Here is a 26,287-nt window from a genome sequence, read left to right on the forward strand (position 1 = left end):
CCATGGCCATTGTGCAAATTAATGCGCAGACAATACGCGGCGATTATCGCCGCGTAGCTGGTCGGCGATTGGCCGCTGTTGTAATCAGCACATCAATCCTCGCATTGCTCATGATACTCGACATGACAACCGGACCATCGGGCATGTCGTTCAGCGATGTCATAAATGGCCTTCGTGACGGACCATCTGGCGCGGATAAGGCCGTTGCGACTATTCTCTGGCAGCTGCGCATGCCGCAAACTCTGATGGGTGTGCTTGTTGGTGCTTGTCTGGGCTTGGCTGGTCTGCAAATGCAAACTATTCTGGGCAATCCACTTGCGAGCCCTTTTACGCTTGGCTTCTCAGCTGCAGCAGGTTTTGGAGCGGCACTCGCTATCATGTTTGGCGGGATGTTGGCTATGCCCGCTTATATCGTCACGCCAATCGCTGCATTTGCCATGACGTTAAGCGCCTGCGGTATGATCTACCTCATCGCAAGGGTCAGAAGTTCTGCACCCGAAGTTTTGATTTTAGGCGGAATAGCTGTTCTGTTCTTTTTTCAGTCCATACAATCCTTGTTACAATTCATGGCTTCGCCCGAAGTGCTGCAGCAGATCGTTTTCTGGCTATTTGGAAGCTTGCTAAAGTCGACCTGGACAAGTGTCTGTGTCACCGGCGCAATTTTGGCCGTCTGCCTTCCCTTCGTCATGCGAGACAGTTGGGCCTTAACAACATTACGCCTTGGCGATGCCAACGCGCTTAGTCTTGGTTTACCCATCGAGGCTATTCGTCGGCGAACCTTCCTGCTCGTCGCCTTATTGACGGCTGCAGCTGTCTCTTTTGTGGGAACAATTGGCTTTGTCGGATTGATTGCGCCACCCATGGCAAGGACCATGGTTGGAGAAGATCATCGTTACTCCCTGCCGATCTCTGCATTAACTGGTGGCATTATCATTCTTGGAGCGTCGGTCTTCGGAAAGTTGATCTCACCGGCGGCAGTTATTCCAGTGGGCATTATTACAGCAGTCGCAGGTGTGCCAATGCTGTTCGGTATCATTCTGAGACGTGGTAAGGGCGGGAAGCTTTAAATGACACTTAAGATGCAAAATGTGTGTGTAAAACACGGAAATTCACCCGTCTTAAACAATCTGGATTGTGAGCTTTCCCCGGGGCAAATCGTGGGCCTTGTGGGGCCCAATGGTACCGGCAAATCGACATTCATCAACACAGTCGCGGGACTGGTTGCTTACACCGGTCAAATTAGCTGGCAGGAAAAGAAGGTGGATATGAAGACTGTTGGTTTCATGCCGCAATACTGTCAGGTGCGCGCCGATCTAACGGTGATCGAAACAGTACTGCTGGGAATGCATGAACGCCTTGGGCTTCGTATATCGTCCGATTTTCTGGATCAGGCTATCAATATCCTCGAAGAATTCGGCATCGCACATCTTTATAAACGTTCTATGCAAAGCCTTTCAGGTGGGCAGCAACAGCTTGTTATTCTGGCGCAGCGTCTAATTCGAAGGCCCGATTTATTATTGCTGGATGAAGCTACAAGCGCGCTCGATATTCGCCATCAGATGCGGGTCTTCGATCAATTGCAAAGCTACGTTGAAAAAACCAATGCGCTCGTCATCATCGCCATCCACGATCTCAATCTTGCCGCCCGGCATACTCAGACAGTGCTGTTGCTGGGCAAAGGAAGCATAGTAGGACAAGGTAAGTTTAACTCAGTTATAACTGAGAGAAGCCTGCGTGACGTTTATCGCATAGACAGTGAAATCATCCACTCTGCATCAGGACGAACGGCAATTCTTCCGATAAGTGCAGCGCGTTAAGTCTGATAATGTCACGTGCTGCAATACATAGAGCCATCACTCCAGAAGGATCATAAAACTAGCGTCAAATAGTCAACTTATTTGTTCTGGAGCAAGTAAGTCATGTTTAATTTGCTTTACTGCTTTGCCCCACGAAAGACTGCGTATGGGGCCCGTTTTGCATGCCGTCCAAATTTGATGTTCAAAGCTTTTATGCCAATGAAAACGGTGCTGATCCTTTAAAAGATGCGTTTTCGAAACGCCGCGCAGTCATGCCGTTTCGCGGTACATCAAAGCTTGAATGTGATGATTTGCAATCGGCATGGATTGATATTCTGTCTCAGCCGTCTGAACGCAGCAAGCGCCTTGCGTATATTCACGTTCCATTTTGTGCCAATCACTGTTTGTTTTGTGGCTTCTACCGCAATGCGTATGTTCCACAAATTGGTGCGGGCTATGTTGATCTGATCATTGACGAAATATGTCGCGACGCCTCCCGTTTGGCGCTGCGCAATAACCCTATTCATGCGATTTATCTCGGCGGCGGTACGCCTACAGCGCTTTCGGCTGATGAGTTATCGCGGCTTCTAACGACGGTCCGTGAGGAGCTACCGCTTGCTCCTGATTGCGAAATCACAGTCGAGGGGCGGATCATCCATTTTACGGATGACAAGATTGATGCATGTCTTGAGGCGGGAGCCAACCGCTTTTCAATCGGTGTTCAAAGCTTTGATACGGACGTGCGACGAAGACAGGGACGAAAAGCCAGTCGTGAGGATGCCATTCGATTTCTGGAGGGTATAAGGGATCGTGATCGCGCAGCGCTGATTATTGATCTGATCTATGGTCTGCCTGGTCAAACGCTAGATGTCTGGCAGCGCGATTTGGAAACTGCGGCAGAGCTTTGTCCTGATGGCATCGACCTTTATGGCCTTAATCTCATTCCGGGTACGCCACTTTTTACTGCGATTTCTGCGGGTAAATTTCCAGCAACAGCCGGGTTGAGTGACATCGGTGCTCTCTATCAGACAGGCGTTGAATTTTTCCGGCGCAGAAACTGGCGCCAACTGACCAATAATCATTGGGGGCGAACTACCCGCGAACGCAATCTCTACAATATTCTCATTAAAGAAGGCGCAGCTTGCCTGGCCTTTGGCTCAGGTGCTGGCGGCTCAATCGGGCCGTATAGTTATGGATTAAAAAGCGATCTTAGCAGTTATTCCGAGAGTGTGAGCTCGGGCTTTAAACCGCTTGGTATGTTGAACAGATCTGACGGCAATCAGCATCTGCGCAACTTCATCACCGCAAGTTTTGAAGTAGGCTTTCTCGATCTTGCGCAATTGTTGCAGCTTGCCGATCACCGGCTTTCCTATGGTGATTTTGTTCCGCTTGTGCAGCAATGGCAGCGCTCGGGCCTTCTTACCTTCAATGGCAATATTATCGAGCTCAGCGTCGCCGGACGTTTCTGGTACGCCAATCTCATTTCAGCGTTTCAAGACATTCTTCAAGGCCGGTTATTGCCCACAAGCAACGCCGCCTGATCCCAACCACAGCAATTATGGAGAACAGATATGCAATCAGTGAGCTATGCGGAAAAAATTGAACGTATCCGTCAGAATATTGCTGAAAAGCCCGATGGTATCCTGGAAAGCCTCGCCACTGAATACAATGTGCCGATCCAGACCGTTCTCGAGTGCGTTCCGGCAGGTGGGGTCACGCGTATTGATGGCAGCCTGTTTGTCGACGTGATGAGCGATATTGCGGACTGGGGTGACATCACATTCATCTGCCATTCTAAAGATGCGATTGTGGAGTTTTGCGGGCCGGTACCTCACGGCAAAATCGGCCATGGCATGTATAATTTGCAAGGCGGCTCAAGCGGACTTTCCGGTCACCTTCGCCATGAAAATTGCAAAACCATTTTTCTCGTTCGCCGCCCCTTCATGGGTGTTGATACTTTGTCTGTTCAGTTTTTCAACGCCGATGGCGAGACAATTTTCAAAATCTACGTTGGCCGTGATGAAAAGCGTCAACTGAAGCAGGATCAGGTCGAATGCTTCAATCAGCTCGCAACGCGCTTTGCCTCAGGCGCGGGAAATGCCTGATATGTCGAGACTTCTGATTTTTGGTGCAAGCCGTGGCGTTGGACTGGAATTAGCGCGTCACGCGCGCGCCAACGATCGCCAAGTGAGAGCATTGGTGCGAGAAGCTTCAGACGCAACGGCACTGGCAAAAACCGGCGCGCAAATTATTCGTGGCGATGCCTTTAGCATTGAAGATGTTGCGCGCGCATTTGCACAATCCGGCGAAGAAATTGATGTGATTTCCACATTGGGTGGGCGTGGGGAAGACGGTCGCCGCGCAGATGATGAAGCCAATATCAATGTGATTGCCGCGGCAGTTGCAGGAGGGATAACGCGGCGATTTGTGTTGGTAACGTCAATCGGCTGCGGGAACATGGCTCCTTATCGTTCAGAACGCGCAATCGCGGCCTTCGGTGCGGCGGTTGACGCAAAAACGAACGCGGAAGCTTATTTGCGAAAGTCGAACCTGATCTGGACAATTGTTCGGCCTGGAGGGCTTGTTTCAGAACCTGCGACCAATAAGGCACTTCTGTCCGATGATCCTGAGATTCATGGTTTTGTTCATCGGGAGGACGTCGCATTCCTTGCGTTACGAATTTTGCGTGATCCAGCAACCGCTGGTCGCACATTTGCAGCTGTGGACGCGGCGCGAATGCAATGCAGCAATCCCATTTTACCATTCCCGTTAGCAGCGCTCTGACTGACGGCTTTTTCAAAAGATCAGAAGCTTCAGGAGCCATCAAAATGGATGCCGGCGTTGTCATGATTATATTGACCCTGCTTTCTGGGGGCGAGGTTTCTTCAACCTTCGTCAATGTCGACACGCGTGCCGAGTGTAATGAAAGACTGGCACGCATTCGTCCTGTGCTGGAAAGCGGAGAAATAAAGCTTGAAGAGGCTGGCTGCTTCGATAGTTCTGCGCAGTTTGATGATTTTGATCATTCGATGCCGCAAGACGCGCCACGCTACAGTTTTCTGGTGAAAATCGATGGCGATCACGCCCTTATCCGGAAGCATAAGAGTGCTGCAGATTGCCAGACATCTCTTGAACTTTTGCCCAGGGCAACTGCCGGACAGAAGAAGTATTGCACCACATCAACACAAGATTTGATTGTTCAAGGCGGGTGAAATCTATCCGCGTACTGCCATAAACGGAGAGGGTATATGACACAGATTTCCGGTGGGACGGGACTGAAACCAACGGCGTTAACGCATTGCAAATTTGTAACAGCCTTGCTGGTTTCGGCGTCTTTTGTAGGCGTCGGATCGGTACAAGTACATGCGCAGGAAACTGCGCCGATGACCTGGCTTGATACAATCACTTTGGTTGGCACGCGAACCGAACTTGCAATCAAGGATAATCCACGTTCTGTCGCGGTCATTGATGAAAAAGAAATTGAACGACATCCGACTGACAGTGTTGCAGAACTTCTGCGCGATATACCGGGCGTTGAGGTCAGCGATGAATCCGTTGCGGGCATGAAGCGTTTGCGTATTCGTGGCGAGAGCTCACGCCGCGTGACAATTCTTGTCGATGGGCAGGAAATTACCGACCACAGCACTTACGGAACGCCTATTCTGGTCGATCCATACACGATTGAGCGTATCGAGGTCGTCAAAGGGCCGTCTTCGGTTCTTTATGGCGCGAAAGCAATCGGCGGTGTGGTGAATATCACAACCAAAAAGGGAGCAGACAAGCCCATCCAGTTTGAAGCCGGTGGCAGCTATTTTTCTGGCAGCAAAGGCTGGCAAAGCTGGGCTGCTATATCTGGAAGCAAGAGTGGATTTGATTACCGGCTGTCTGCATCTACCGATAAGCACGGAAATCGCATTGTCCCGGAAGGCATTTACTCATCGACCGGAACACTTGACGATACGTCTTATAATAATCGTGATCTTTATGCCCACCTTGGCTATCGGTTTGGTGAGAGTGACAATCATTACTTAGCGCTTAAACTGGAGCAGCATCGCCTTGAAAGTGAGGGCTGGACCGGTATTGTCGCGCCGCCCATCCAGCGCTTCAAGATTGATTTGCCAAAGCGTGATCTTCGCAAAGTCGGCATTTATTACGATGGCGAGGACATCAACGATACGATCCGCAAGATTCACGTCGATGCTTATTATCAGACCATTGATCGGCTGTTCAGAAATGAGGTGACAGTTTCTCCAATGCCGCGGCGCACAGTTGATGTGACGTCAACATCTGATGATCGTATTATTGATTACGGCATGAATGCCCAAATCGATCTTGATCTCTGGACAGATCATCAGACTATTTTTGGTTTGCAGTATCTTTCAGACAATCTTGTGACGGATAAGACCTCCGCCACTGTCATGACCGGATTTGGACCATTTCCTATCAGAACGAATTCAGCGTCGCGGGATAAGGCGCATATCGAAACGTTCTCTGCCTATGCACAAGACGCATGGGATGTGACAGAAGATCTGAAGTTTATTTCGGGATTACGTCTCAGTCATATCCGTACTGCACTTGATGACAGCTCAGATATGATACGGGCGGAATTTAAGCCCCAGAATGACACGCGATTGTTGTCGTCCTTCGGTGTGACCTGGGCCGGACTAGACCCCGTCACGGTGCGCGCCAGCTATTCTGAAGGTTACATTACGCCTACATTGCTGCAATTATTCAGCTCAACGACGGCTGGCGGTCAGGGTACAATCTTTGGCAATCCTGAACTTGAATCGGAGACCGCGCGTAATTTCGAGATCGGGGCGCGTTACGAAGACCGCGGTCTGACATTTGATTTGGGGGCTTTCTATACAAAGTCGAAGGATTACATCACCACGACGCCCTGCCTCACCGTTACAGATTATTGCCTGAACACCGGAACATCGTCTGTATACATCAATGCTGACCGGGCTTCGTCATATGGTCTTGAGTTTCTTGCATCATACGAACTGGCAGCCACTGGATTTACGCCTTATTTCGGCGGAAGCTGGATGCGGCGTGAACTGGAATACGCAACGTTTTCGACTTACAACAGCGACACCCCACCGCTCTCCGGTCGCTTAGGCGTACGTTATGAGGGAGAAGTGCAGAAGCATCCGTTCTGGACTGATCTTTATATGCGTGGCGCTACGTCTAACAAGCAGACTTATCTGGATACGAGCGGACTCGTGACTGAAAATCTTCCATCATGGGCGACATTGAATTTTGCTTTCGGCGGCAGCTTTGGTGAAAACGAGCGGCTTACATTCGCTGTGAATGTCAACAATATTTTCAACAAGGAATACCGCCCGACATTTGGCGAGCTCCCCGGAGTGGGTCGCAGCATCGACATAAGCGCACGCGTGAAGTTTTAGAATGTCTTCGAATAACCGTGTTTGTTTCAAATCCGCGAATGTAGCATAGGCTTTTGGAGCAAGATGTGCGTAAGACGGCAAACCAGAGCATCTCCAGCGTTTTAATCTACGCTGAGAACGCTCTGGCGGGCTTAAGCTGGTTGGTCAAGAAAGACAGATGTTTAACTGACGAATTATAGAAATGTTACCGAAGAAATACTTGGTGCATTCAATGTAAAATATTCGCCATTTTGTCGTCGGGCGAAAACCCACATATCAGGTTGATTAAAAAGCGTGGTCTTGATGTCCTGCTCGTTCATGAGGTTGAATGCTGTCGCCCAGGCATCCGCTCGCGCCGCGTCATTGCTCACAACTGTTAAATATTGATAGAGCGAGGCTGAATAGCCTGTTTTTGGATTGAGAAGATGGTTGAACTTTCCAGTATCGTCAAACTGGAAACCCGAAAAACTCGACGTCGCAAGCCCCTGATCGGCAATATCGATAGAGGCTTCTATTTTTGATCCCGCTTCGAGCTGCGAAATACCAATTTGCCAAGGCTTTCCGTCAGGTTGATGACCAATGACGCGATATTCTCCCATATCCACAAGAGCATGTTCGACACCACCTGCCTTGAGCAAAGTTGTAATACGGTCGGTGATATAGCCCTGCGCAATTCCGTTGAGCGTTAATGCCATCGATGATTTTGTAAAGGCGATCCGGTTGTCGTCGAACCGAACATGATCAAAACCAACTTTCGTCAGTGCATCATCCCAATCTCCACGCGATGGCCCGCCGGGTTCGGGATCAGGTTGGGAGAAATGTTTCTTCAGGCAATTCCAAAGCGGTTGTACTGTTGGATCAAAAAGCCCGCCACTTTGTTGCCAACACTCACGGCAAATTTTGAGAAGTTCGATAAGTTCTGGCGAAGGCGATGCCAGCGCACCAGCGCGATTAAGACGTGAAAGCTCACTGTCAGGTCGATAGAGACTGAAAATATCCTCAAGGCGCGCAGCCTCGTAAGCGCTGGCGCGAACCAACCGTTCTGCCGTATTGCGGTCTGGATGATAGACCATGATTTTTGCAGGTGCACCCAATGCCTGCCCCTGCCATGTCACTGGGGTCATCGAAGTAGAAGCTAGAGCCAAACACGGAAGAGCGCGGAGCGCCGTGACAGCAATCCCACCGACGAGCAGATGACGACGCGTAATAGTCATGGCCAACTCCCTTCAATGCGCATGAGTTGTATCAGCGTCTATATTGAGAGCCGTCTGATCGCCCAGCACATAGGCTTGAGGCATTTCAGCGAAGCGGACGATCCGACCACCTTGTTCTACGACGAATTTATCCGCAGCCTCCTGTGTTGAAAATGGAACCGCTTCGTGTGCGCCCATGCCGCCCACGGCTTTACTTTCAATGACATAGAAAGCTTCACGCGCATTCACCCAGTTTTCCGCGCCGGGTTCTTCCCAGTTTGGAGCTTTGGCCATGTCGGAAACATAAATCGCGCCGATGCTTTTGGGTTCTTCTGGCAGCATGGTGAAGGCAATGGTGTCACGCGCGGACGAAAACCACACTGGCTCGTTGGCTGGTGAAAGAATGATCTGACCTTTTGGCCCGGGATGCTCAAGAACATTCATGCCACAATAGCGACCCATGGCTGAATCCGTTAGGGCGAAGGGCGGTATAATTTCTGCCGTTTTCTCTTGCGAGCAACCCGCAAGGACCATGAAAAATGCGGCGGGGATCAGAAGCAGAGACTTTTTCATAGCTCTTTCCTTGAGAAAATCAGCATTGAAAATACGAGTGGCAGCACGGTCCACAATCCGAGTGTCAACGTCATAATGAGCGGTCCAAGCGTTGCATTGCCGGCCACACCGCCCATGCCTGTCAGTGCACCGGCCTGACCTGAACCAAAATTCAGCAGACGATAAGAGTCAGCCGGATTAATGACGAGAAGCGTGTTGAGGATGCCCGTTCCAATCATCTTTCCCTGATCGAAAACCAGAAGTGCGAGCAAAGCTGCATCGTAGATCAGCACAAAGAAAAGCCAGACGCCAATGGCAATACCGGCTGCGGTGCTGCGCTCGCGTACAAGTGTACTTGCCAGAAAACCAATAGCGATGAAAACGGCACCGAGCAGTATTGATGATCCGATGAGGGTTGCAAAAGCTAGCCAGCTTTCGGCATTGGTTGCCGAGCCGCCAGCAAACAAAGCAAGTGCAGCAATGCCATAACCAAAGAAAGTCGCGAAGGCGAGAATGGCGAGTTGCCCGCAGAACTTACCCAGAACCACCTGCGCACGGCTCAAAGGATAACTTAGCAAAAGCAGCATCGTTCCCCGCTCCATCTCACCTACGATCGCATCATGTGAAATGAGCAATGCAATAAGCGGAATGAGAAAGATCGTCAGACTGGATAGGCTGACAATAACCACATCCATCTGGCTCGCACCGACGGAGCTTCCTGTTGGTGCGCTGCCCAGAAATGTCATGCTGAGTGCCAAAGCTGCCAAAAGAAGCGTGGTCGCCAATACCCAGCGATTGCGAAGCCCTTCCTGTATTTCCTTGTATGCGATGATGGCGATGTTGTTCATTCTGCCGCCTCCTTTGCCGACGCATCACCTGCATTCAGAAAATGCGCATAAAGCTCATCAAGTGTGGGCGGGACCACATCGAGTTCTGTCAGATCGTTATTGTTTGCGATAATATGTCGAACAAGCTCCATCTTGCCTTCTGCAGGTGCTTCGGCTTCAAAAACCCCTCTATTGAGTTGATGCCACTTGAGTTCAATTTGTCTGCATCTGTCGGGAAGCTGTGGTGTATCCTCTGCCTGCACCCGGATACGCAGAGGGAGCTGCGAGATCCTGCGCAATGCTTCGATCGATCCATCGGCGATGATATTGCCCTTATTGGCAATGATCACACGCCCGACTTTGCTTTCGAGTTCGGTGAGCGCATGCGATGACATCAGGATCGTTGTGCCTTCCTGCCGCAAATATTCGAGAATGTCGTAAAAGCTCTGGCGTAATGCCGGGTCTAGTCCGGTTGTTGGTTCATCAAGCAGCAGCACCGATGGTTGGCCTAAAAGTGCCTGAGCCAATCCCAATCGCTGACGCATCCCCTTGGAATACGTCGCGACCCGTCGTTTGGATGCATCCGCCAGACCTACGCGATCAAGCAATCCGGAAATCTGGCTTCCTGTTACATTTTTGAGCCTTGCGTAAAATTTGAGTGTCTCGGCGCCCGTCAGCGCCATATTGAAGGAGACATGTTCGGGGAGATAGCCAAGCTTCAAGCGAGCCGCAAAAGCTCCGGCTGCGGGATCGTCACCCAAAACCCGGATGCTGCCTTTTGTCGGGCGAATAAGACCAAGCATCAGTTTGATCATTGTGGTTTTGCCAGCGCCGTTATGGCCAACCAGTGCGATAGTCTCGCCCGCACTGAGCTGGAAACTCGCATTGCTTATGGCGTCGAAATTGCCATAGGTTTTCGTGACACGATCAAGAATGACGGTCTCTGTCATTGTGGTTTCCTTCCGTCACTATTGGCTTCGATAAAGGGTGGCTTCATAAGGGGATGGTTATCCACAACACCGCCCGGCAGGAGCGCAGGAAACTGTGTCTGTGCCCAGCGAATAGTTTGCACAGCAGGGCTGTTGATCAGAATCTTGGCCTGAGGTGAGGTCCATAATACCTGGTCGATCAGATCATTCGGGCGATAAGGATTATCGGCAATGCCGTCGCCATTGAGATCAAATGCGGGATTGTCGCTCCAATAATTGCCACGCCCTTCATGTGACCAGTCGAGATTGCGTGTGCCTACATATTTGACCTGATTACGGTTGTTGATGAAGGCATTGCCAGTCATGGTATTGCCTTCAGAACCGGCAGTGAAGTGAATGCCGATGCTGCAATTTTCAAAACTGTTGTCGGTGAATTTGTTTTTGTTTGCGTTATAGATGAACACGCATTTTTCCGGTCCAAGGCGCATGGTTTCGCCTGCTCGCGCTACTTGCTGGTCTTCGTTAGGAAGACCGTGCTCGGCTTTCTGCACGCCGGCATCAAGCCAACGATCAATAGCCTGCATCCGCCCAATCACCTGATTGCCGGAAACCGCCGAACTATTGGCATAGTTGAGCAGCAACCCATGATCACGATCACCGTCAGAGATGTTATTCATCACCTTGAGGCGATTGGTGTACATGATGGCAAAACCAACCGAATTATTGCGCGAGATGTTGCCGATGACTTCGCTGCGGTCGGTGTACATGTAATGCACGGCAAAGCGCACGTCTTCCATGAGATTATTCTGGAAGACATTGTTCTTGCTGGCATTTGTGTAAATACCGTCCCGGCCATAACGGATCGTATTGCCGATAATCTTTGCGCCCGGTGCATTCCAGATGGAAATACCGCTTCCGGTCTGGCTCATGCGCACGCCGCGTTGCCCAATGACTTCATTATCCTGAGCGATGGAGTTGGCGGCTCCATGCAGATATATGCCGTAAAGATTGTCGATCAGACGATTGTTTTCAACGCGCGCGCCCGTTGCAGTACGGGCAACGAAAATGCCGGAATTCAGCTCTGACATATTGCGGCCCGAACCGCGCACCTCAATGCCGCGCACAACAACATCCGGCGCATTCACAAGGATCGCATTTCCTGTGCCTTGTCCGTCTATGACAGCACCCGGCTCGCCGATTAGCTCGATATGCTGATCGATCACGACAGCACCTTTGTGGGTGCCTTTGCCAAGCCGGACGACATCGCCCGGCTCAGCCTTATTGATGGCCGCCTGCACACTTTCTCCTGCGGCCACATCGACTTTTGCCGCCATGACGGTAGAACAAAACCCAAGTGACAGGATGGTTGTCATACATAAAGAAAGCGGCAAACGGGGGATCGTCATGGTGTTTAGCTCTTCTTCGGTTCGACGAGCATACGGCCCTTCATTTCCATGTGCATGGCATGGCAGAACCACGAGCAGTAGTACCACCAGACACCCGGCTTATTGGCCACGAAGGTAACGGAGGCGGTGGCCTGTGGTGCCACTTCCATGTTGATGCCGTAATTGATGATGGAAAAGCCGTGTGTCAGATCGTCGATTTCATCGATGTTGGTGATGTAGACGGTGACTTCATCGCCCTGCTGGACGGTGAATTCCTCCAGCCCGAAAGCTGGAGCGGCAGAGGTCATGTAAACACGAACCTTGTTGCCATCCCGGATCACTTCGGAATCGATCATCAAATCGACGCCGTCGGCCTCCGCCTGTTTAACCGCATCGGCAAAAAATGGATCCTCTCGGCTCCAGAGGTTGACTGGGTTGATCTTGGAGCGATGAACAATCGTTGCATCATGCGGTTCTGCGAAGCTTGGACCATCATGGACAATCTCCATGGTTTCACCGGAAATATCGATCAGCTGATCGTTTTCGGGCTTGAGTGGGCCGACATTGAGATAGCGATCTTTCGAGAATTTATTGAGCGAAATCAGCCATTGGCCATCGGCATCCTTCGTCTGTCCCATTGATGTGTGGTTGTGGCCGGGCTGATAATGAACATCGAGCTTCTGGCGGATCGGATCGACCTTCTCGCCGGTAAAGGCGCGCTTTGCATCTTCGATGTTCCACTTGCAGATCTGGCTGTCGATGAACAGCGTTGTATAGGCATTGCCCTTGCCATCATATGCGGTATGCAATGGCCCAAGGCCAAGTTCAGGTTCTGCGACAACCGCAGCGCGAGGCTCGATTTTGTCGTTGAAGAGATCATCGAACTTTCTGACGTCGAACACTGTAACGGTTGGCGACAATTTGCCATTGGCGACAATATGAATGCCGTCAGGAGCCGTATTGATACCATGCGGGCTGTTTGGTACCGGGATGTAACGGGTAAAGCGGGAGCCATGCCGACCGTCCACAACGGGCACGCCATTCATTTCCTTGAATTCGCCCTTTGCGACAGCGTCTTCAATGCGCTTCAAGTCAAAGACAACAAGCCAATCCTGCTCGCTGCTCATCATCTCGGCAAGCGTAACGCCCTCTTCTGAGTTATAGCAGGTCGCGAAAGCATATTTGCCCTGATAATCGCAATCGACATTGTCAAGATTGCCGTCAACCATCACCTGCCACGCAACCTTCATCGTATCACCATCAACGGCGGTGAAAATCGCATGATATTGTTTGGTATCTGTGAGATTGGTCCCGTTGTTTGGAATTGGCACACGGTCTTCACCGTTACAGAACACATAACCTGTGCGCGGGTATTTTTGCACACGCAAGCCATGAACCGTATGCTGGTTTGGCAACTGGATAATCTTATCGCATTTCATCACATCCAGACGAATGCGACAGACGCGCGTGTTGGCTTTGTCATTGGCATAGAGATAACGGCCATCATAAGTGCCATCAGTGAAGGACAGATGCGGGTGATGCAAATCGCCATTCTGGAACACGCCGCCGCGGTCCTTCATGAATTCGCGGTCTTCCGGCAACATACCGTCACGGATGATCTTCAGACTTTCATTGGTCTGTCCCCAGCCCGTCGCACTGTCACGATTGAAGACCGGGATACGCATCAGTTCGCGCATCGAAGGCAGCCCGATGATACGCACTTCGCCCGTCTGGCCGCTGGAGAAGAAGACGTAATATTCGTCAAGCTCACCGGGCTTGACCTCAACGCGGGCTGCGTGTCCGCTGCCAGCTGCAAGTGCTGGTGTGCTTGTTCCGGCAAGAAGAGCACCACCGATGCCACTCGCGCCTGCGGCTGCTACGAATGCTGATGTACCCAGCAATTGCCGCCTGTTGAAACGGGATTTTGAGATTTCTTCAGTCATATTTCTCTCCTTAAGAAATTACGTTGGCGAACCGGAGCCCATTTGGGCATCCAACGGTTGACCTTTGATGGAAATCACGGGCTTGGCAGGACCGCCGCCGCGTTCAGAAGCTGCAGACAGCGGTGCGTTGCGTGCTGCGAATTTTTCCCGTTTCACGCGCACCTGAATCATATGTGGGCAGCGCTGGTCGTCCTGATAAAGCTCCTGACAATGCATGCAGTAGATGCACTCATTCACATTGATTTTGCCTTCGGGATGAATGGCTTCGACCGGGCATTCCTTGGCACAGCGCTGGCAGGGCGAGCCGCATTCGGGCCAGCGTTTGAGCCATTCAAACATGCGGATGCGTCCGGGGATCGCAAGGGCAGCTCCGAGTGGGCACATGTAGCGGCAGTAAAAGCGTTCAATGAAAAGGCCAGCTGAAAGCAGCGTTAGTGCATAGATCACAAACGGCCATTCGCGTGAGAACTTGAGAATGATGGAGGTTTTGAACGGCTCGACTTCAGCGAAGACCTCTGCCAGTGCCACCGAGTAGAGTGACAGTCCAAACAGCCCCAGAAATATGATGTATTTGACGGGCCATAGGCGCTCATGCAGTCCCCATGGCAGTTTGACCTGTGGTATTTTTAGCCATTGCGCGACATTGTTACTGAGCTCCTGCAAGGCACCGAACGGGCAGAGCCAGCCACAAAATGGTCCGCGGCCCCAGAATAACAGTCCCGCAGCCACTGATGCCCACAGAATGAAGATCAACGGCGACGTGAGGAAAAATTCCCAGTTAAAGCCGGTAATCAGCGAATTGGTAAAGGTCACAACATTGACCACCGACAATTGCGCATTGTTGTAAAATCCAAGCCAGAGCAGAATGAAAAGCAGATAGCTGCGTCTGACCCAGACAAAAATGCGCGGACGCGCGACAAGAGAATTCTGGAAAAAGAAAATGCCGACGAGAATGAAGATTGCGAGCCCCGCAATCACTACATTGACGCGGTTCATCTCCCACATTTTTACCCAAAGCGGGTTATTGTCGCCGAAAATGTCGGATGCCGTTGCTTCTCCCACCGGCTGCGGTTGACGTGGTGCCTCGGAAGCAGATGCTGGCTGCACGGGTGCGGGAACCTGCTTTACGAGCAGATGGCGTTCTGGCAGGCTATAGCCCAAATCATAGCTCAGATTAGCCTTGTCACGCGCACCAAATCCACGCTGCACGAGAAGCTGCAAATCCCATGGCTTTGTTACATCGAAGGCGAAACCAGATGGCACGCGGAAGAGCGCAATTTCGCGCAATTGCGGCGCGCCATCGGCCTCAATGTCACCGAGGCGCGTATGATTTTTATCGCGAAAGCGAACGCCCTGTCCGTCCTGCAAAAGCTCGATGCGATCAAAAATCCCGCCGCGTACATAGCCTGATCCCTTAAAGGAATAAGCGCCGTCACCGGCAACCAGAATTGCCTGTTCACCGGGTTTAAGTTGTTTTTCCAGCCGTTCATAACCGTCTTTACCAAGCAGACTAATCCCAATGCCGGGCACGGAAACAGGAGCGGCATAAAGTTCGATAAAGTTATCTTCAGGGTTGGAAGTCTCTACGTTATTTGCGGCCTGTTCATGCTGAGCGTCGCGAAAGGCTTGGCTGACCTCGCCAACATTGAGTTTAAGGCTGCGAACCGATCCATCACCGATAAGCGTCTGCCAATCCTGCGGCTCGCGCAGTTCCATATTGATCGCGCGCGGAGCATCAGCGCTTGCGGCAAACACAGGTGTATTTCCCAAACGACCGCTGCGAATAAGACCCACCGCCGAGCGCACAATACTGTCACCCATCACAAGAACCGTGACGGTTGCACCGCTGACAATCTCGACCTGTGGCGGTTTCGCCTGACCTGCTGAGACCGCAGCCAGATCGCTATTCACAAGGGAATTAAGTGCTGCGACAACCTTGGCTTCAGGAATGCCAATGAGGACTATTGGCTCTTTGTGGTCCACCAGTTTGATGCCTCGAATGACACCTTTGGTATCTATTCCAACAAGGATACGGATCGGCTTACCGGAATATCCGATCGAACTGGTGAAATCGGAATTGAGATATACATAGCCGAGCAGTTCCCCGCCCTTCGTCACAGGCGCAATCGGTGGTTCACCAACAGGTTGGCCAACATTGTTTGCGCCGGGGAAGACCTGCGTGACGTCCAAAGCGGGAATATATTTTTGCAGGTCGGCAGAATTTGAAGGAGACGTAAAAATACTTAGCGCGGTCAGCGCAATCAAAACTGCACAAAGAAAATTTAAAGAGCGATTGAAGAACGTTCTGCAAGCCAACTGCCCGACGCTCTGAGATTGTCGGATCACATAATCGAAAACTTTGGAGTCCGTAGTCAACATATTCACTTCAACCTAGCTGGTCGCCTTTTTGGGGGAAGGCAGCCGTTTACGCTGATGAATAGTGATCTATGCGCCGTGTTCTTTGTTGCAGAGCAAGTAGAGGATAGCTTCGTGGGTTGCTAACGTTTATTTTGAAGGGAGCACGGCTTAAATTTGGACGCGTTTACGCTGAAAGTGCTTCGAAACGCCCGTTGAGGAAGCATGTTTTCTAACCTGCAAAAACAGCATGTTATTTACCGATCATATAGATGAGTTTGACTCTAGTGAAGGCAAGAGCTCCACTTAATCAGAAATGGCGTATCCGCTCGCAAAACTATCTGGGTTCCAGCTTTGCGCCTGTGGAATGCCTGCGCCGACAAGATCAATGGCACGCGCTGCAATATGATCCACGATTTCTTCCACACTTTGAGGATTTAGATAAAAAGCCGGAACCGGCGGCATCACGATTGCGCCCATTTCTGTAACCGTGCACATGTTGCGCAAATGAACCAGATGCAATGGCGTTTCGCGGGTTAGCAAAACCAGGCGGCGCCGTTCTTTGAGATGCACATCAGCAGCGCGCGTTAACAAGCTGTCGCTGAAGCCATGTGCAATAGATGCAAGTGTGCGCATCGAACACGGCGCCACAATCATGCCTGCGGTTGGCACCGAACCACTGGCGATTGTCGCACCCACATCTTCAATGGAATAGGTTTTGTCTGCAAGCTGATGCAGCATTGAATAGCCATTGGGGCCAAGCTCGTAGCGCAAGGTTCGTTCGGCGGCCTCCGAGACGACGAGATGTGCTTCTACATCTTCTAGCTTTGCCAGCTTTTCGAGGATTTTGACAGGGATAATAGAGCCTGATGCACCGGAGACACCGATAACAATCCGCTTCATGTTCTTGGTACTCCGCTTAGACCAAGTTCATCCCATATAGCATCGACCCGCGCGATTGTGCTGTCGTTCATGGTCAGCACCTCGCCCCATTCCCGATCGGTTTCCGGCCCGATCTTATTAGTGGCATCAAGCCCCAATTTGCCCCCGAGACCAGAGCGCGGCGATGCAAAATCGAGATAATCGACTGGCGTATTATCAAGCGTGACGAGATCGCGGCTTGCATCGAACCTTGTAGACAAAGCCCACAGCACATCATCCCGGTTGCGCACATTAATGTCGGGATCAACTGCGATGATAAGTTTGGTATAGCTGAACTGTGGAAGCATCGACCATAGCCCCATCATCACGCGCCGCGCCTGCCCCGGATACCGTTTGTCGATCGAAACCACCATAGCACGATAAGAGCAAGCAGCGGGAGGCAACCAAAGGTCAACGATTTCCGGAAACTGCGCATGCACAACCGGCACAAAAAGCTGGTTCATTACTTCGCCAAGCTTCGACGGTTCATCTGGCGGTCGTCCCGTATAGGTCGATAAATAGACAGGCTTTTTACGCATAGTGATCGCGCTGAGCTGCATTACGGGGAATTCTTCGACACTGTTATAATAGCCGGTATGATCGCCATACGGCCCTTCAGGTGCCGTATGTGATGCTGACACATGGCCTTCGAGAATAATTTCTGCATGAGCAGGCACACTCAGCGGAACTGTGCATGCGTCGGTGATAACAGGTCTGCGGCGTGACAGGAGGCCTGAGAACGCGAGTTCGCTCATACCTTCGGGCAGCGGCATGACGGCCGCTAATATGCTCGCAGGGTCAACACCGATGGCAACAGCGACGGGCATATCAAGCCCACGCTGCTGCCACATGCGATGGTGACGCGCTCCACCGCGATGCGCGAGCCAACGCATAATCATGCGGTCTGGTCCTAATTTCTGCATCCGGTAAATTCCGACGTTCACGTCTGACGGATCGTCGGGCGCACATGTGATTACCAGCGGCCATGTCACAAGCGGCGCAGGCTCACCCGGCCAGCACCATTGGATCGGCAGCTTACCAAGATCAATTTCATCGTCCAGAAGAACCGTTTCATGAACCGGTGCACGGCTTATCCGGCGTGGACGCATCGCGAGCGCTGCACGGGCAAGCGGAAGTTTACTCCAAATTTCTTTTGCCGAACGCGGTGGCTTTGGCGCACGCAATTCTGCGAGCATCTCAGCCAGCGCTGGCAGTTCTTCGACTTCCCGGCCAAGCCCCCAGGCAATCCGCCGCTCGGCGCCGAACAGATTGGCCAGCAGTGGTATCGCTTGAACATAACCATTAGCATCGACCGGTTTTTCGAAAAGCAGCGCCGGGCCGTCCGCGTGCAGCACGCGTTTATGGATTTCCGTTATCTCGTGAACCAACGAAACCGGACGCTTGATACAAACCAGATCGCCGCGCTTTTCCAGCTCACGCATGAAGCTTTGCAAGCAGACATAATTCGGCGGCAAAACAGAAGCATTTCTCATGCGTCAAGTTTGAATATCGAATTGGTTCGCCGTCTTTGACATTAATCAAACACGACAACACTGGACCGCATATTTTCAAATATTCAACAAATGATGAGTAATCATGGAGAGCCCGCCTTCTGGTCCTGTCAAAAACTTAGTGGGCTCGACACGGGCCTACTTCAAACCATGTCACAGCACCGGGATGCAAAACTATAGTCGCCACATCCTCTCAGCCAAACTGATTATCACCACTCTGCAACACCCGTATCGCGGGCCAATAGCTTTTGAGCCACAGCAAAAATGCCGATGCCCATAAAACTGCCGCCAGCGCATAAGGCGAGCCCGGCAGCTCCGGTAAAAAACCCGTATCGGGCAAAATACGGCAAATAACGGCTGCAACAAGAAGGAAAATCGCAAATTTTGCGACGCGCGGTAGACCAAGCGTCTGATGCGTGTGCAGCAGACCCGCGATACAGAAGACTGCGAGAACACCAAGTCCCAGACCACCCATCAGCGCCACGTGCACACCTGCAAGCTCGGGAATAGGTGCGCCGAGTTTGGCCGCACCGCTTAATAATAATCCGATACCCGCCAAGGCTGAAGAACCAGCAAGCGCTATGATTTCAGCGCGCAAAGCCTCTTTGCCGATATAGGCTTCGCCCACGCGGTCCATAAAAGCGGCACCCGCCGCAATCATCACATAGCCACATGTCTCAGGCGAGAAGCCAAACATATCGACCACAACTGCAATAACGATCAGCCCCGGCGCCAGATTGAGTCTGCCGGGATGCGGACGAAAAGGCGCCGTGCTTCGTGATGGGTCCAGCACCAGATTGGTAATCGGCACCGTAATACGCGCCAGTGCAATGCCAAGAAGCCCGAGAAACACCAGTCCCGCGATGCGCAGCATCTGGCTTGCAAGCTCAATATTCTCAACAAAGAAACCATATCGCACCAGCGCCTCGCAGAGTGTCAGCGCCACAATCCAGCCGACGAATACCAGTAGCCGGTCTGTTCGTCGCACAGACGTGAGTTTGAGCATGTAGGCAATAAGAAAGCCAAGCCATGCAAGGTCGGCTAATGCGCCAATAAGTCCAAGGCTGTCGGCACCCAGAAAACCGACCAGGCGGCCGGTCAACCATAGTGTTGCGAGTACCAAAAGCGGTCTGCCCTGAAGGCGCTTCGTGTCGGTCCATTCAGGCACTGCCGTGGTGATAAAGCCGAGAAGTGCCGCACCAAAGGAACCGAAAATCATTTCATGCGCATGCCAAAGCGCAGGCGGCGTGGAGCGCACAAGCGGTAGATCGAGACCAAAAACCAGCACCCACTGAAAAGGCCAGATAGCTGCATAAAGTGCTGCGAGCGGGAAGAAAAGCCGAAAGCCTTCATCCGTCAATATAGCCAATAATGGCTGTGCGGGCCGCTCCGTGATGGCAGTCATGGTCGTCTCCGCTCATCGACATCATCAATATGACGGAAAATTGGATCGTATTTGAGAAAATCCTGCACAAACACAAACACGTCTTCATCAGAGCGTTGGCCCGGCAACAGCGGTAGCCTACGTTCGCCCGTAATACCGTTGCCATCACTGTTGAGCACAACAATGCGATGCGCGATACGGGCCGCTTCCATGAGATCATGAGTGACGAATATTGAACCGAAGCGCGTTGTTCGCCCGGCATCAATGATGATGTCTTGCATCCGGCGTTTGAGAGCGACATCGAGCGCGGTAAAGGGTTCGTCGCAGAACAGGAAGTCCGGTTCAATGACCAGCGCACGCGCAATGGCGACACGCTGCTGCATTCCGCCCGAAAGTTCAGACGGATATTTATCAAGATCAGCTAACTCGAAAGCAACACGATTTGCTGCACGTTTCACAGCCTCATCACGGTCCCGACGCTTCATGCCTGCAATGCGCAGAGGATAGCCAATATTATCATTCGCAGTTGCCCAAGGCAGCAACCGCGGCTCCTGGAAAATCATGCCATGCTGGCTGTAATTGCGGCTGATGCGCCCACGGCGCTGATCGACAATGCCAGCGGCGATATGGATCAGTGTGCTTTTACCGCAGCCTGACGGCCCCACCAGCGCGACTATTTCAGCCGCTTCTACATCGAGACTGATATGATCGAGCACCGTGCGCCCGAAATAAGCATGTCCGATACGATCAAGTTCCAGCACTGTCATGACAACCAACTCAACGCTTAACGCCCCATGGTTGGGCTGCAACACGCCAGCGTTCGAATTCTGCACGCACTGGATGGATCAGCCCGTATTCGATCACGATCAGCGCGGTTACCGCGATCAGCACCCAGGCAAGCGAACCGGCAATATCGAGATTGGCACGACTGCGCGCCAGTTCACCGCCAATGCCGCCGACATTGGCCAGTAGTTCTGCCATGACCGCCACTTTGAAGGCCGAGCCGAGCGATACCGCGAGCGCAGGAAACAGATAGGCCGAAACATGGCGCAGACTAAGTGTCGTCAGACGCTTTAAGCCACTTGCACCAAAGGCGCACGCCATATCATCAAGCTCACGATCACGGGTCATGATGCCTTCGGCCACAGATACGAAAATCAGTGGCGATGACGATACGAGAATGGTCATAGCAACAGTACCATCTGTTGAACCAAACCAGATCATTGCAAGCACGATCCATGCGATGGGCGGAACCCCAAGCAATACTGTGACAAGCGGTCTAGCCAAACGCAGAACTGCCGGAAAATAACCCGCCATGAGACCAAGACCTGCACCAAAAGCAGCTGCAAAAGCAAAACCTTTCAGCGCGCGGCGTGTCGTGAGGAACGTGAGTTCCCATGCATTATGATCGCCCAGCAATGCGATTGCAGCGTGAAACGTCGCTAAGGGCGATGGCAGGATAAAATCGCCATAGGTCTCATGTCCGAACTGCCAAAGTGCTGCCAACAACATCAAAGCTGCGAGGCCCGACCATGCGGACCAGAGAAAGCGTCCTGTCCTCCCTACCCTTTCAGCCCAGCTTGTCATTGTGTTTCCAATTAAAGATAGAACCCGTCATCCGGCAATTTTCCGGCGATAATCGCAGGATCATTTGATGCAAGCGTTTCAAGCATCGTTTCAATTGCGGGCCGTGCCTTGCTGGCACGCGTTGCCATAAGACGCGACGTTGCGATGGATGCGGCAAGAACCGGTTCGGGAAAATCGAGCGATTGCGCTGCAATGCTGGCAGCCTTGGCAGCATCAGCATTCACGCGCTGCGAAGCGGCTTCAAGAGCGCTCTGCAAACGATCAGCCAAATCTGGATGTTCTATCAGGAGCTTATCTGTCAACACCAATCCTGCTTGCGGTAGAGTAGGAGCCTTCCCCGTCACCTCTCCCCAGAGTTTTTGCACGTCGATGGTGCGGCTGATATCTTTGCCCGCGGCTTCGCCTAGCATTATAGCAGCAGAAATTGCTGGCTCAGGCGCAAGAACTGCATCGACCTTGCCTGTCAGAAGCATCTGCATCGCCTCAATCGGCGACGACGTATTCTCAAGGGGAATATCTTTCTCAGGCGCTAATCCGTAATGAGCAAGCAAGCGCTTGAAAACAAGGTCAGGCATGTCATTTCTGAATGGCACAGCCAGCCGCTTGCCCTTAAGGGCAGGAATTGAGTTAAGCTCTGTATCGTCTGAAACAATGTAAATCAGGCCATCGGTCATCGTGTTGAGAAGCTTGAGCTTCATACCGCGATTATAGAGATTTGCCGCGACCTGAACCGACAGAACAACCGCCAACATTGTGCCAGAGGTCAGACCTGCGCGCATTTCATCAGGGCTGCGCCAGACTTTGAAACTGATCTTGTTAGCAAGGCCATTGAGTTCACCTGATGCCAGCGCCTCAGCCAGAATGATCGACGGCCCGGCGGGCGGCCCATAGATCACCAGCTCCTCGAGTGTGTCAGCGCGTGCTGAGCCTAAGCCGCCCATTAGTTGAGATGCCAGTAAGCCTGTCGGAATGGCGGCAAGGCCAGCAAGCAAAGCACGTCTGTTCAAGGGCGCGGCCACCACAGCTCTCAGCGTTTCACTCATTGTCCACTCCAATGGGGTTCAGATCTTTCCCACTATTATAGTTGTGGTTAGCGCCCCTCTTTGATTTAGATCAAAGAAGAGAATTTCCCTCATGTTTATTTACCGTCTGTCACTCTGAGCGCGGGGCGCTCGCAATTGCAGGGGAATATGCATGCTCATCAAACAGAGAGCGCCTAAGCCAGAGGTCTTTCATCAAAAGCGAATGCTGCAACTTCTGACATCGACCGGATTGATATTGATCAGCGCGTGCGGCTTTGCTCTGGCACAATCAGCATTGCCCGGATCAACGATTGTGCTCGATCCGATCGTCATTGGTGCCGACGACAATGCGGCGCTAAAAAAGCGCTTCGATGCGATGCCGGGCGGTGTGGCACTTGTCGAACAGAGTGATCGGGTCGTGACCGCAAACGAGACCGTATCGCGTGTATTGCGTTCTGTTCCTGGTGTGGTTGTGCAAAACTTCTTTGGCGGCAACGACCAACCCCGCATTCAGATCCGTGGTTCTGGCCTGCAACAAAACCCGGTCGAGCGTGGCATTCTGATGCTTCAGGACGGATTACCGCTCAATCGCGCTGACGGCTCCTACGCGGTCGGATTTGCAAATCCCAGCCTTGCAGAAACGATAGAAGTCTATCGCGGCTATATGGCCAATCGGCTCGGCGCGACCGTACTGGGTGGAGCGCTTAATTTTGCATCACCGACAGGCGCGCAATATCAGGGAGTACAGGGAACAGTCAGCGGCGGTTCATTCGGACAGGTTGGCGTTTCTGGCAAAGCAAGCTTCCAGACCGGCACGATGGATGGGCTGTTTCAGGCAGACTACACACGCCGCGACGGTTTCCGCGATTATAACGAATCCGAACGCGTGAGCGTAGGCGGCAATGTTGGCTTCGAGGTCACGGACAACATCAAAACCCGTTTCTTCTGGGGCTATACCGATCTGGGCTTTGATGTGTCGGGGCCACTCACCAAAAGCCAGCTCGAATCCGATCCCCGTCAGGTACATACAGGCCCGACGATTACGCCGGGCGGCGCAATTAATCCCGGTCCCAATGTTCTGCGTGACAGGCCACGCCGCGATGCAAAACAACTCCTGATCGGTTCTCGCACCACAGCGGAATTGGACTCTCATCTCTTTGATGTCGCCATGGGTTACACCTACACGGACGACACATTCCGCTTCCCGATTTCCGCAGGGACCCGTGAAACCAAAGGTGGCGATTTCACCGGCGTCGTGCGTTATGCCTATACCCTCGACGATGCAGCACCCTTGCCCCTCTTTGAGACGACAGCACAATATTCCATCGGTTCGGCAGACCGTAATTATTACCTCAATCAGTCCGGTACGCAGGGCGCGCAGTTCGGTGAAAACGATCTCGATGCCAGCACACTTTCGCTTCATGCAGGGTTCAACGTGCCCGTTAACGACACAATCACTGTCTCGCCTGCGCTTTCCTACGCCAATGCAACGCGCAAGAACGACGACACTTACAGCCTTTCGACGCGGCCAACCATTGCCTACAACCCGGCTAATCCTACGGTGCGTTTGCCTAACGGCGCAGTGCCAGCGAACAATAACAGCTACGACCGCAATTATCAGGGCTGGAGCCCAAGCCTTGGCGTGAGCTACAAGCCGGACGATATCAACACGTTCTTTGCAGCCGTCAGCCGTAGCTTTGAACCGCCCACACATGACGATCTTCTGGCAACCATCAATGGCACACCTAACAGCAGTGCCGGACGACCAACACCCGGAGCGCCTTTTGCGGTTGCCGATGCTTTCCGCATACCCGACCTTGATGCGCAGAGCGCAACAACCATTGAAGCGGGCTGGCGCTCCGAAATGGGTCAGTTTGCTTGGGATGTGACAACTTATTATTCATGGGTCAATAATGAACTGCTGAGCTTACGCGATGTTACCGGCGCGTCACTTGGCGCGATCAATGCTGATGATACACGGCATTTTGGTATCGAGCTTGGACTTGCAGCACGGATTACAGACCATATAACGGGACGCATTGCTTATACCTATCAGGACTTCCGCTTCCATGATGATCCACTTCGCGGTGACAACCAGCTTGCCGGTGCGCCGCGCCAGATCATCAACACCGTACTCAATTATGAAGTGAACGAACGCTGGACTTTGCAGGGGGCTGTTCAATGGGTGCCAGAGAAAACGCCTGTCGATAACATGAATACGCTTTATTCTGATCCCTATGCCGTGGTTGATCTGCGCACGGAGTTGAAAATCAGTGAAAATCTACTGTTCTTCGGCGAAGTCGCCAATGTCTTTGACGAAAAATACGCAAGCTCAACTCTCATTGTTGATCAGGCAAGGGCCGATCAGGCAGCGTTCCTTCCCGGTGACGGACGCGGGTTTTTTGTTGGCCTAAAAGCCAAATATTAAGTCATCCAATGCCCCCTTATCTGCATTGAATATGCAAAAGGGGGCATAACGCTATTTCATTCATGCGTTGTGTCTGATAGCCAGTTCCCTGCCCCAATGTTTGCTATTCGCATAAATTTGCGGGTGACCGGAGTAGGAAATGGCCACCGACACACCCTTGAAAATACTGGTGCGCGAAATGCCCGTCTTTTCAGGCATGGATGCGCCCGCTTTTGAAAAGCTTCTCGACCAATCGACCCATAGAACAGTTCCACAAGGGCATACTGTTTTTCAGCAGGGCGAAGAGGCCAAACTTTTTTACATCCTGGTCCATGGACGTCTGAAAGTGACGCAGGTGACAGCTGACGGACAACAGCTGATTGTGCGCGTGGTCAACCCCGGCGATCTGTTTGGATTTGCGCTTGCTCTGGGTCGCAAGGACTACCCCGGAACTCCGTTTGCTTTGGTCGATAGCAGAGTTCTTGCATGGCCAATGGACCTGATGAGCGAGTTCATGGCACGCCATCCAACACTGGCCGTCAAAACAATGCAAATGATCGGCAGTCGTCTGGATGCGGCTCATTCGCGTATTCGCGAAATTTCTACGCAGGAAGTCGAACAACGTGTGGCTCATGCGATCATCCGGCTTGCTGATGAAGCGGGTGTGAAAGAAGATAGCGGTATCCGAATTGATTTTCCTGTCTCAAGGCAAGATATTGCGGAGCTGACAGGCACCACTTTGCACACGGTCTCACGCATTATTAGCCAGTGGCAAGGCAAAGGCTTGGTTGAAGGCGGTAGAAAATCGCTTATTGTGCGCGATCTCAAGCGGCTGAAACACATAGCGACCAGCGATTTCTGATCTTTTCTCTCCACTATTGAAATCTGTTTGATCCCAATCAAAGAGCGCGACCGAAAGGCATTCTAAATTTTCTTCGCACTGGTGAATGGCATCTTTCCGAAACTGCCCAAGCCAGCTTTGGAGATCAACAGAATGCGTAAATGTGCTATTTCCTTCGCCGCAGCGGCCCTTAGCCTGATGATGGTGGCCCCCGTTATGGCTGACAATATCGAAGTCCATATGCTCA

Annotated in this window: 22 protein-coding genes; 9 read left to right on the plus strand and 13 right to left on the minus strand. The window is 52.0% G+C overall.

The window, feature by feature from the left end:
- Positions 1 to 2: 2 nt before the first annotated feature.
- The 7 genes from J2782_RS22200 (at position 3) to J2782_RS22230 (ending at position 7,204) form a co-directional block, all read left to right on the plus strand.
- Positions 3 to 1,067 (plus strand): FecCD family ABC transporter permease, encoded by a 1,065-nt coding sequence (locus tag J2782_RS22200; protein WP_310016255.1) that lies wholly within the window; start codon positions 3 to 5, stop codon positions 1,065 to 1,067.
- Entirely contained in the window at positions 1,068 to 1,817 is a 750-nt protein-coding gene (locus J2782_RS22205; protein WP_310016257.1) for an ABC transporter ATP-binding protein, read from the plus strand. It begins immediately after the preceding gene.
- A 161-nt stretch (positions 1,818 to 1,978) separates the two neighbouring features.
- Positions 1,979 to 3,337: a heme anaerobic degradation radical SAM methyltransferase ChuW/HutW gene (gene hutW / locus J2782_RS22210; RefSeq protein WP_310016259.1), complete on the plus strand. Its 1,359-nt coding sequence runs from the start codon at positions 1,979 to 1,981 to the stop codon at positions 3,335 to 3,337.
- Between the two features lie 30 nt (positions 3,338 to 3,367).
- Positions 3,368 to 3,901 carry a heme utilization cystosolic carrier protein HutX gene (gene hutX, locus J2782_RS22215; RefSeq protein ID WP_310016261.1) on the plus strand — a complete coding sequence of 178 codons (534 nt, stop codon included), beginning with the start codon at positions 3,368 to 3,370 and terminating at the stop codon, positions 3,899 to 3,901.
- A gap of 1 nt (position 3,902) precedes the next feature.
- Complete coding sequence (locus tag J2782_RS22220; protein WP_310016263.1) at positions 3,903 to 4,580, plus strand: SDR family oxidoreductase; 678 nt, start codon at positions 3,903 to 3,905, stop codon at positions 4,578 to 4,580.
- A 44-nt stretch (positions 4,581 to 4,624) separates the two neighbouring features.
- Entirely contained in the window at positions 4,625 to 5,008 is a 384-nt protein-coding gene (locus J2782_RS22225) for a hypothetical protein (RefSeq protein ID WP_310016265.1), read from the plus strand.
- A gap of 36 nt (positions 5,009 to 5,044) precedes the next feature.
- Entirely contained in the window at positions 5,045 to 7,204 is a 2,160-nt protein-coding gene (locus J2782_RS22230; protein WP_310016267.1) for a TonB-dependent receptor plug domain-containing protein, read from the plus strand.
- A gap of 173 nt (positions 7,205 to 7,377) precedes the next feature.
- On the opposite strand, the gene J2782_RS22235 is transcribed toward J2782_RS22230, so the two are convergent.
- The 13 genes from J2782_RS22235 to J2782_RS22295 form a co-directional block, all read right to left on the minus strand.
- Complete coding sequence (locus J2782_RS22235; protein WP_310016269.1) at positions 7,378 to 8,397, minus strand: FAD:protein FMN transferase; 1,020 nt, start codon at positions 8,395 to 8,397, stop codon at positions 7,378 to 7,380.
- Between the two features lie 12 nt (positions 8,398 to 8,409).
- Positions 8,410 to 8,949: a nitrous oxide reductase accessory protein NosL gene (locus J2782_RS22240; RefSeq protein WP_310016270.1), complete on the minus strand. Its 540-nt coding sequence runs from the start codon at positions 8,947 to 8,949 to the stop codon at positions 8,410 to 8,412.
- Positions 8,946 to 9,776: an ABC transporter permease subunit gene (locus J2782_RS22245; protein ID WP_310016272.1), complete on the minus strand. Its 831-nt coding sequence runs from the start codon at positions 9,774 to 9,776 to the stop codon at positions 8,946 to 8,948. Before J2782_RS22245 ends, J2782_RS22240 begins: the two co-directional genes overlap by 4 nt.
- Entirely contained in the window at positions 9,773 to 10,705 is a 933-nt protein-coding gene (locus J2782_RS22250) for an ABC transporter ATP-binding protein (RefSeq protein WP_310016274.1), read from the minus strand. The genes J2782_RS22245 and J2782_RS22250 overlap by 4 nt, the downstream gene beginning before the upstream one ends.
- Positions 10,702 to 12,090: a nitrous oxide reductase family maturation protein NosD gene (locus tag J2782_RS22255; protein WP_404989701.1), complete on the minus strand. Its 1,389-nt coding sequence runs from the start codon at positions 12,088 to 12,090 to the stop codon at positions 10,702 to 10,704. Before J2782_RS22255 ends, J2782_RS22250 begins: the two co-directional genes overlap by 4 nt.
- Positions 12,091 to 12,095: 5 nt before the next feature.
- On the minus strand, positions 12,096 to 14,012 hold the full coding sequence (gene nosZ, locus J2782_RS22260) for a TAT-dependent nitrous-oxide reductase (RefSeq protein ID WP_310016276.1): 1,917 nt from the start codon (positions 14,010 to 14,012) through the stop codon (positions 12,096 to 12,098).
- A gap of 18 nt (positions 14,013 to 14,030) precedes the next feature.
- A complete protein-coding gene (locus J2782_RS22265; RefSeq protein ID WP_310016278.1) occupies positions 14,031 to 16,391 on the minus strand; it encodes a 4Fe-4S binding protein in 2,361 nt (786 codons plus the stop codon).
- A 282-nt stretch (positions 16,392 to 16,673) separates the two neighbouring features.
- Positions 16,674 to 17,270 carry a UbiX family flavin prenyltransferase gene (locus J2782_RS22270; RefSeq protein ID WP_310016280.1) on the minus strand — a complete coding sequence of 199 codons (597 nt, stop codon included), beginning with the start codon at positions 17,268 to 17,270 and terminating at the stop codon, positions 16,674 to 16,676.
- The gene (locus J2782_RS22275) at positions 17,267 to 18,781 is read right to left on the minus strand and encodes a UbiD family decarboxylase (protein ID WP_310016282.1); all 1,515 of its coding nucleotides are present in this window, start codon (positions 18,779 to 18,781) and stop codon (positions 17,267 to 17,269) included. The genes J2782_RS22270 and J2782_RS22275 overlap by 4 nt, the downstream gene beginning before the upstream one ends.
- A 211-nt stretch (positions 18,782 to 18,992) precedes the next feature.
- On the minus strand, positions 18,993 to 20,204 hold the full coding sequence (locus J2782_RS22280) for an NnrS family protein (protein WP_310016284.1): 1,212 nt from the start codon (positions 20,202 to 20,204) through the stop codon (positions 18,993 to 18,995).
- On the minus strand, positions 20,201 to 20,950 hold the full coding sequence (locus tag J2782_RS22285) for an ABC transporter ATP-binding protein (RefSeq protein ID WP_310016286.1): 750 nt from the start codon (positions 20,948 to 20,950) through the stop codon (positions 20,201 to 20,203). The genes J2782_RS22280 and J2782_RS22285 overlap by 4 nt, the downstream gene beginning before the upstream one ends.
- Positions 20,951 to 20,960: 10 nt before the next feature.
- On the minus strand, positions 20,961 to 21,770 hold the full coding sequence (locus J2782_RS22290; RefSeq protein WP_310016288.1) for an ABC transporter permease: 810 nt from the start codon (positions 21,768 to 21,770) through the stop codon (positions 20,961 to 20,963).
- Between the two features lie 11 nt (positions 21,771 to 21,781).
- Entirely contained in the window at positions 21,782 to 22,813 is a 1,032-nt protein-coding gene (locus J2782_RS22295) for an ABC transporter substrate-binding protein (RefSeq protein ID WP_310016290.1), read from the minus strand.
- A 151-nt stretch (positions 22,814 to 22,964) separates the two neighbouring features.
- On the opposite strand from J2782_RS22295, the gene J2782_RS22300 reads away from it, so the two are divergent.
- On the plus strand, positions 22,965 to 25,220 hold the full coding sequence (locus tag J2782_RS22300) for a TonB-dependent receptor family protein (RefSeq protein ID WP_310016292.1): 2,256 nt from the start codon (positions 22,965 to 22,967) through the stop codon (positions 25,218 to 25,220).
- 139 nt (positions 25,221 to 25,359) lie between these two features.
- On the plus strand, positions 25,360 to 26,061 hold the full coding sequence (locus J2782_RS22305; protein ID WP_310016294.1) for a Crp/Fnr family transcriptional regulator: 702 nt from the start codon (positions 25,360 to 25,362) through the stop codon (positions 26,059 to 26,061).
- The last annotated feature ends 226 nt before the right edge of the window (positions 26,062 to 26,287 follow it).

The organism is Brucella pseudogrignonensis, from assembly GCF_031454375.1.
Taxonomy (GTDB): domain Bacteria; phylum Pseudomonadota; class Alphaproteobacteria; order Rhizobiales; family Rhizobiaceae; genus Brucella; species Brucella pseudogrignonensis_A.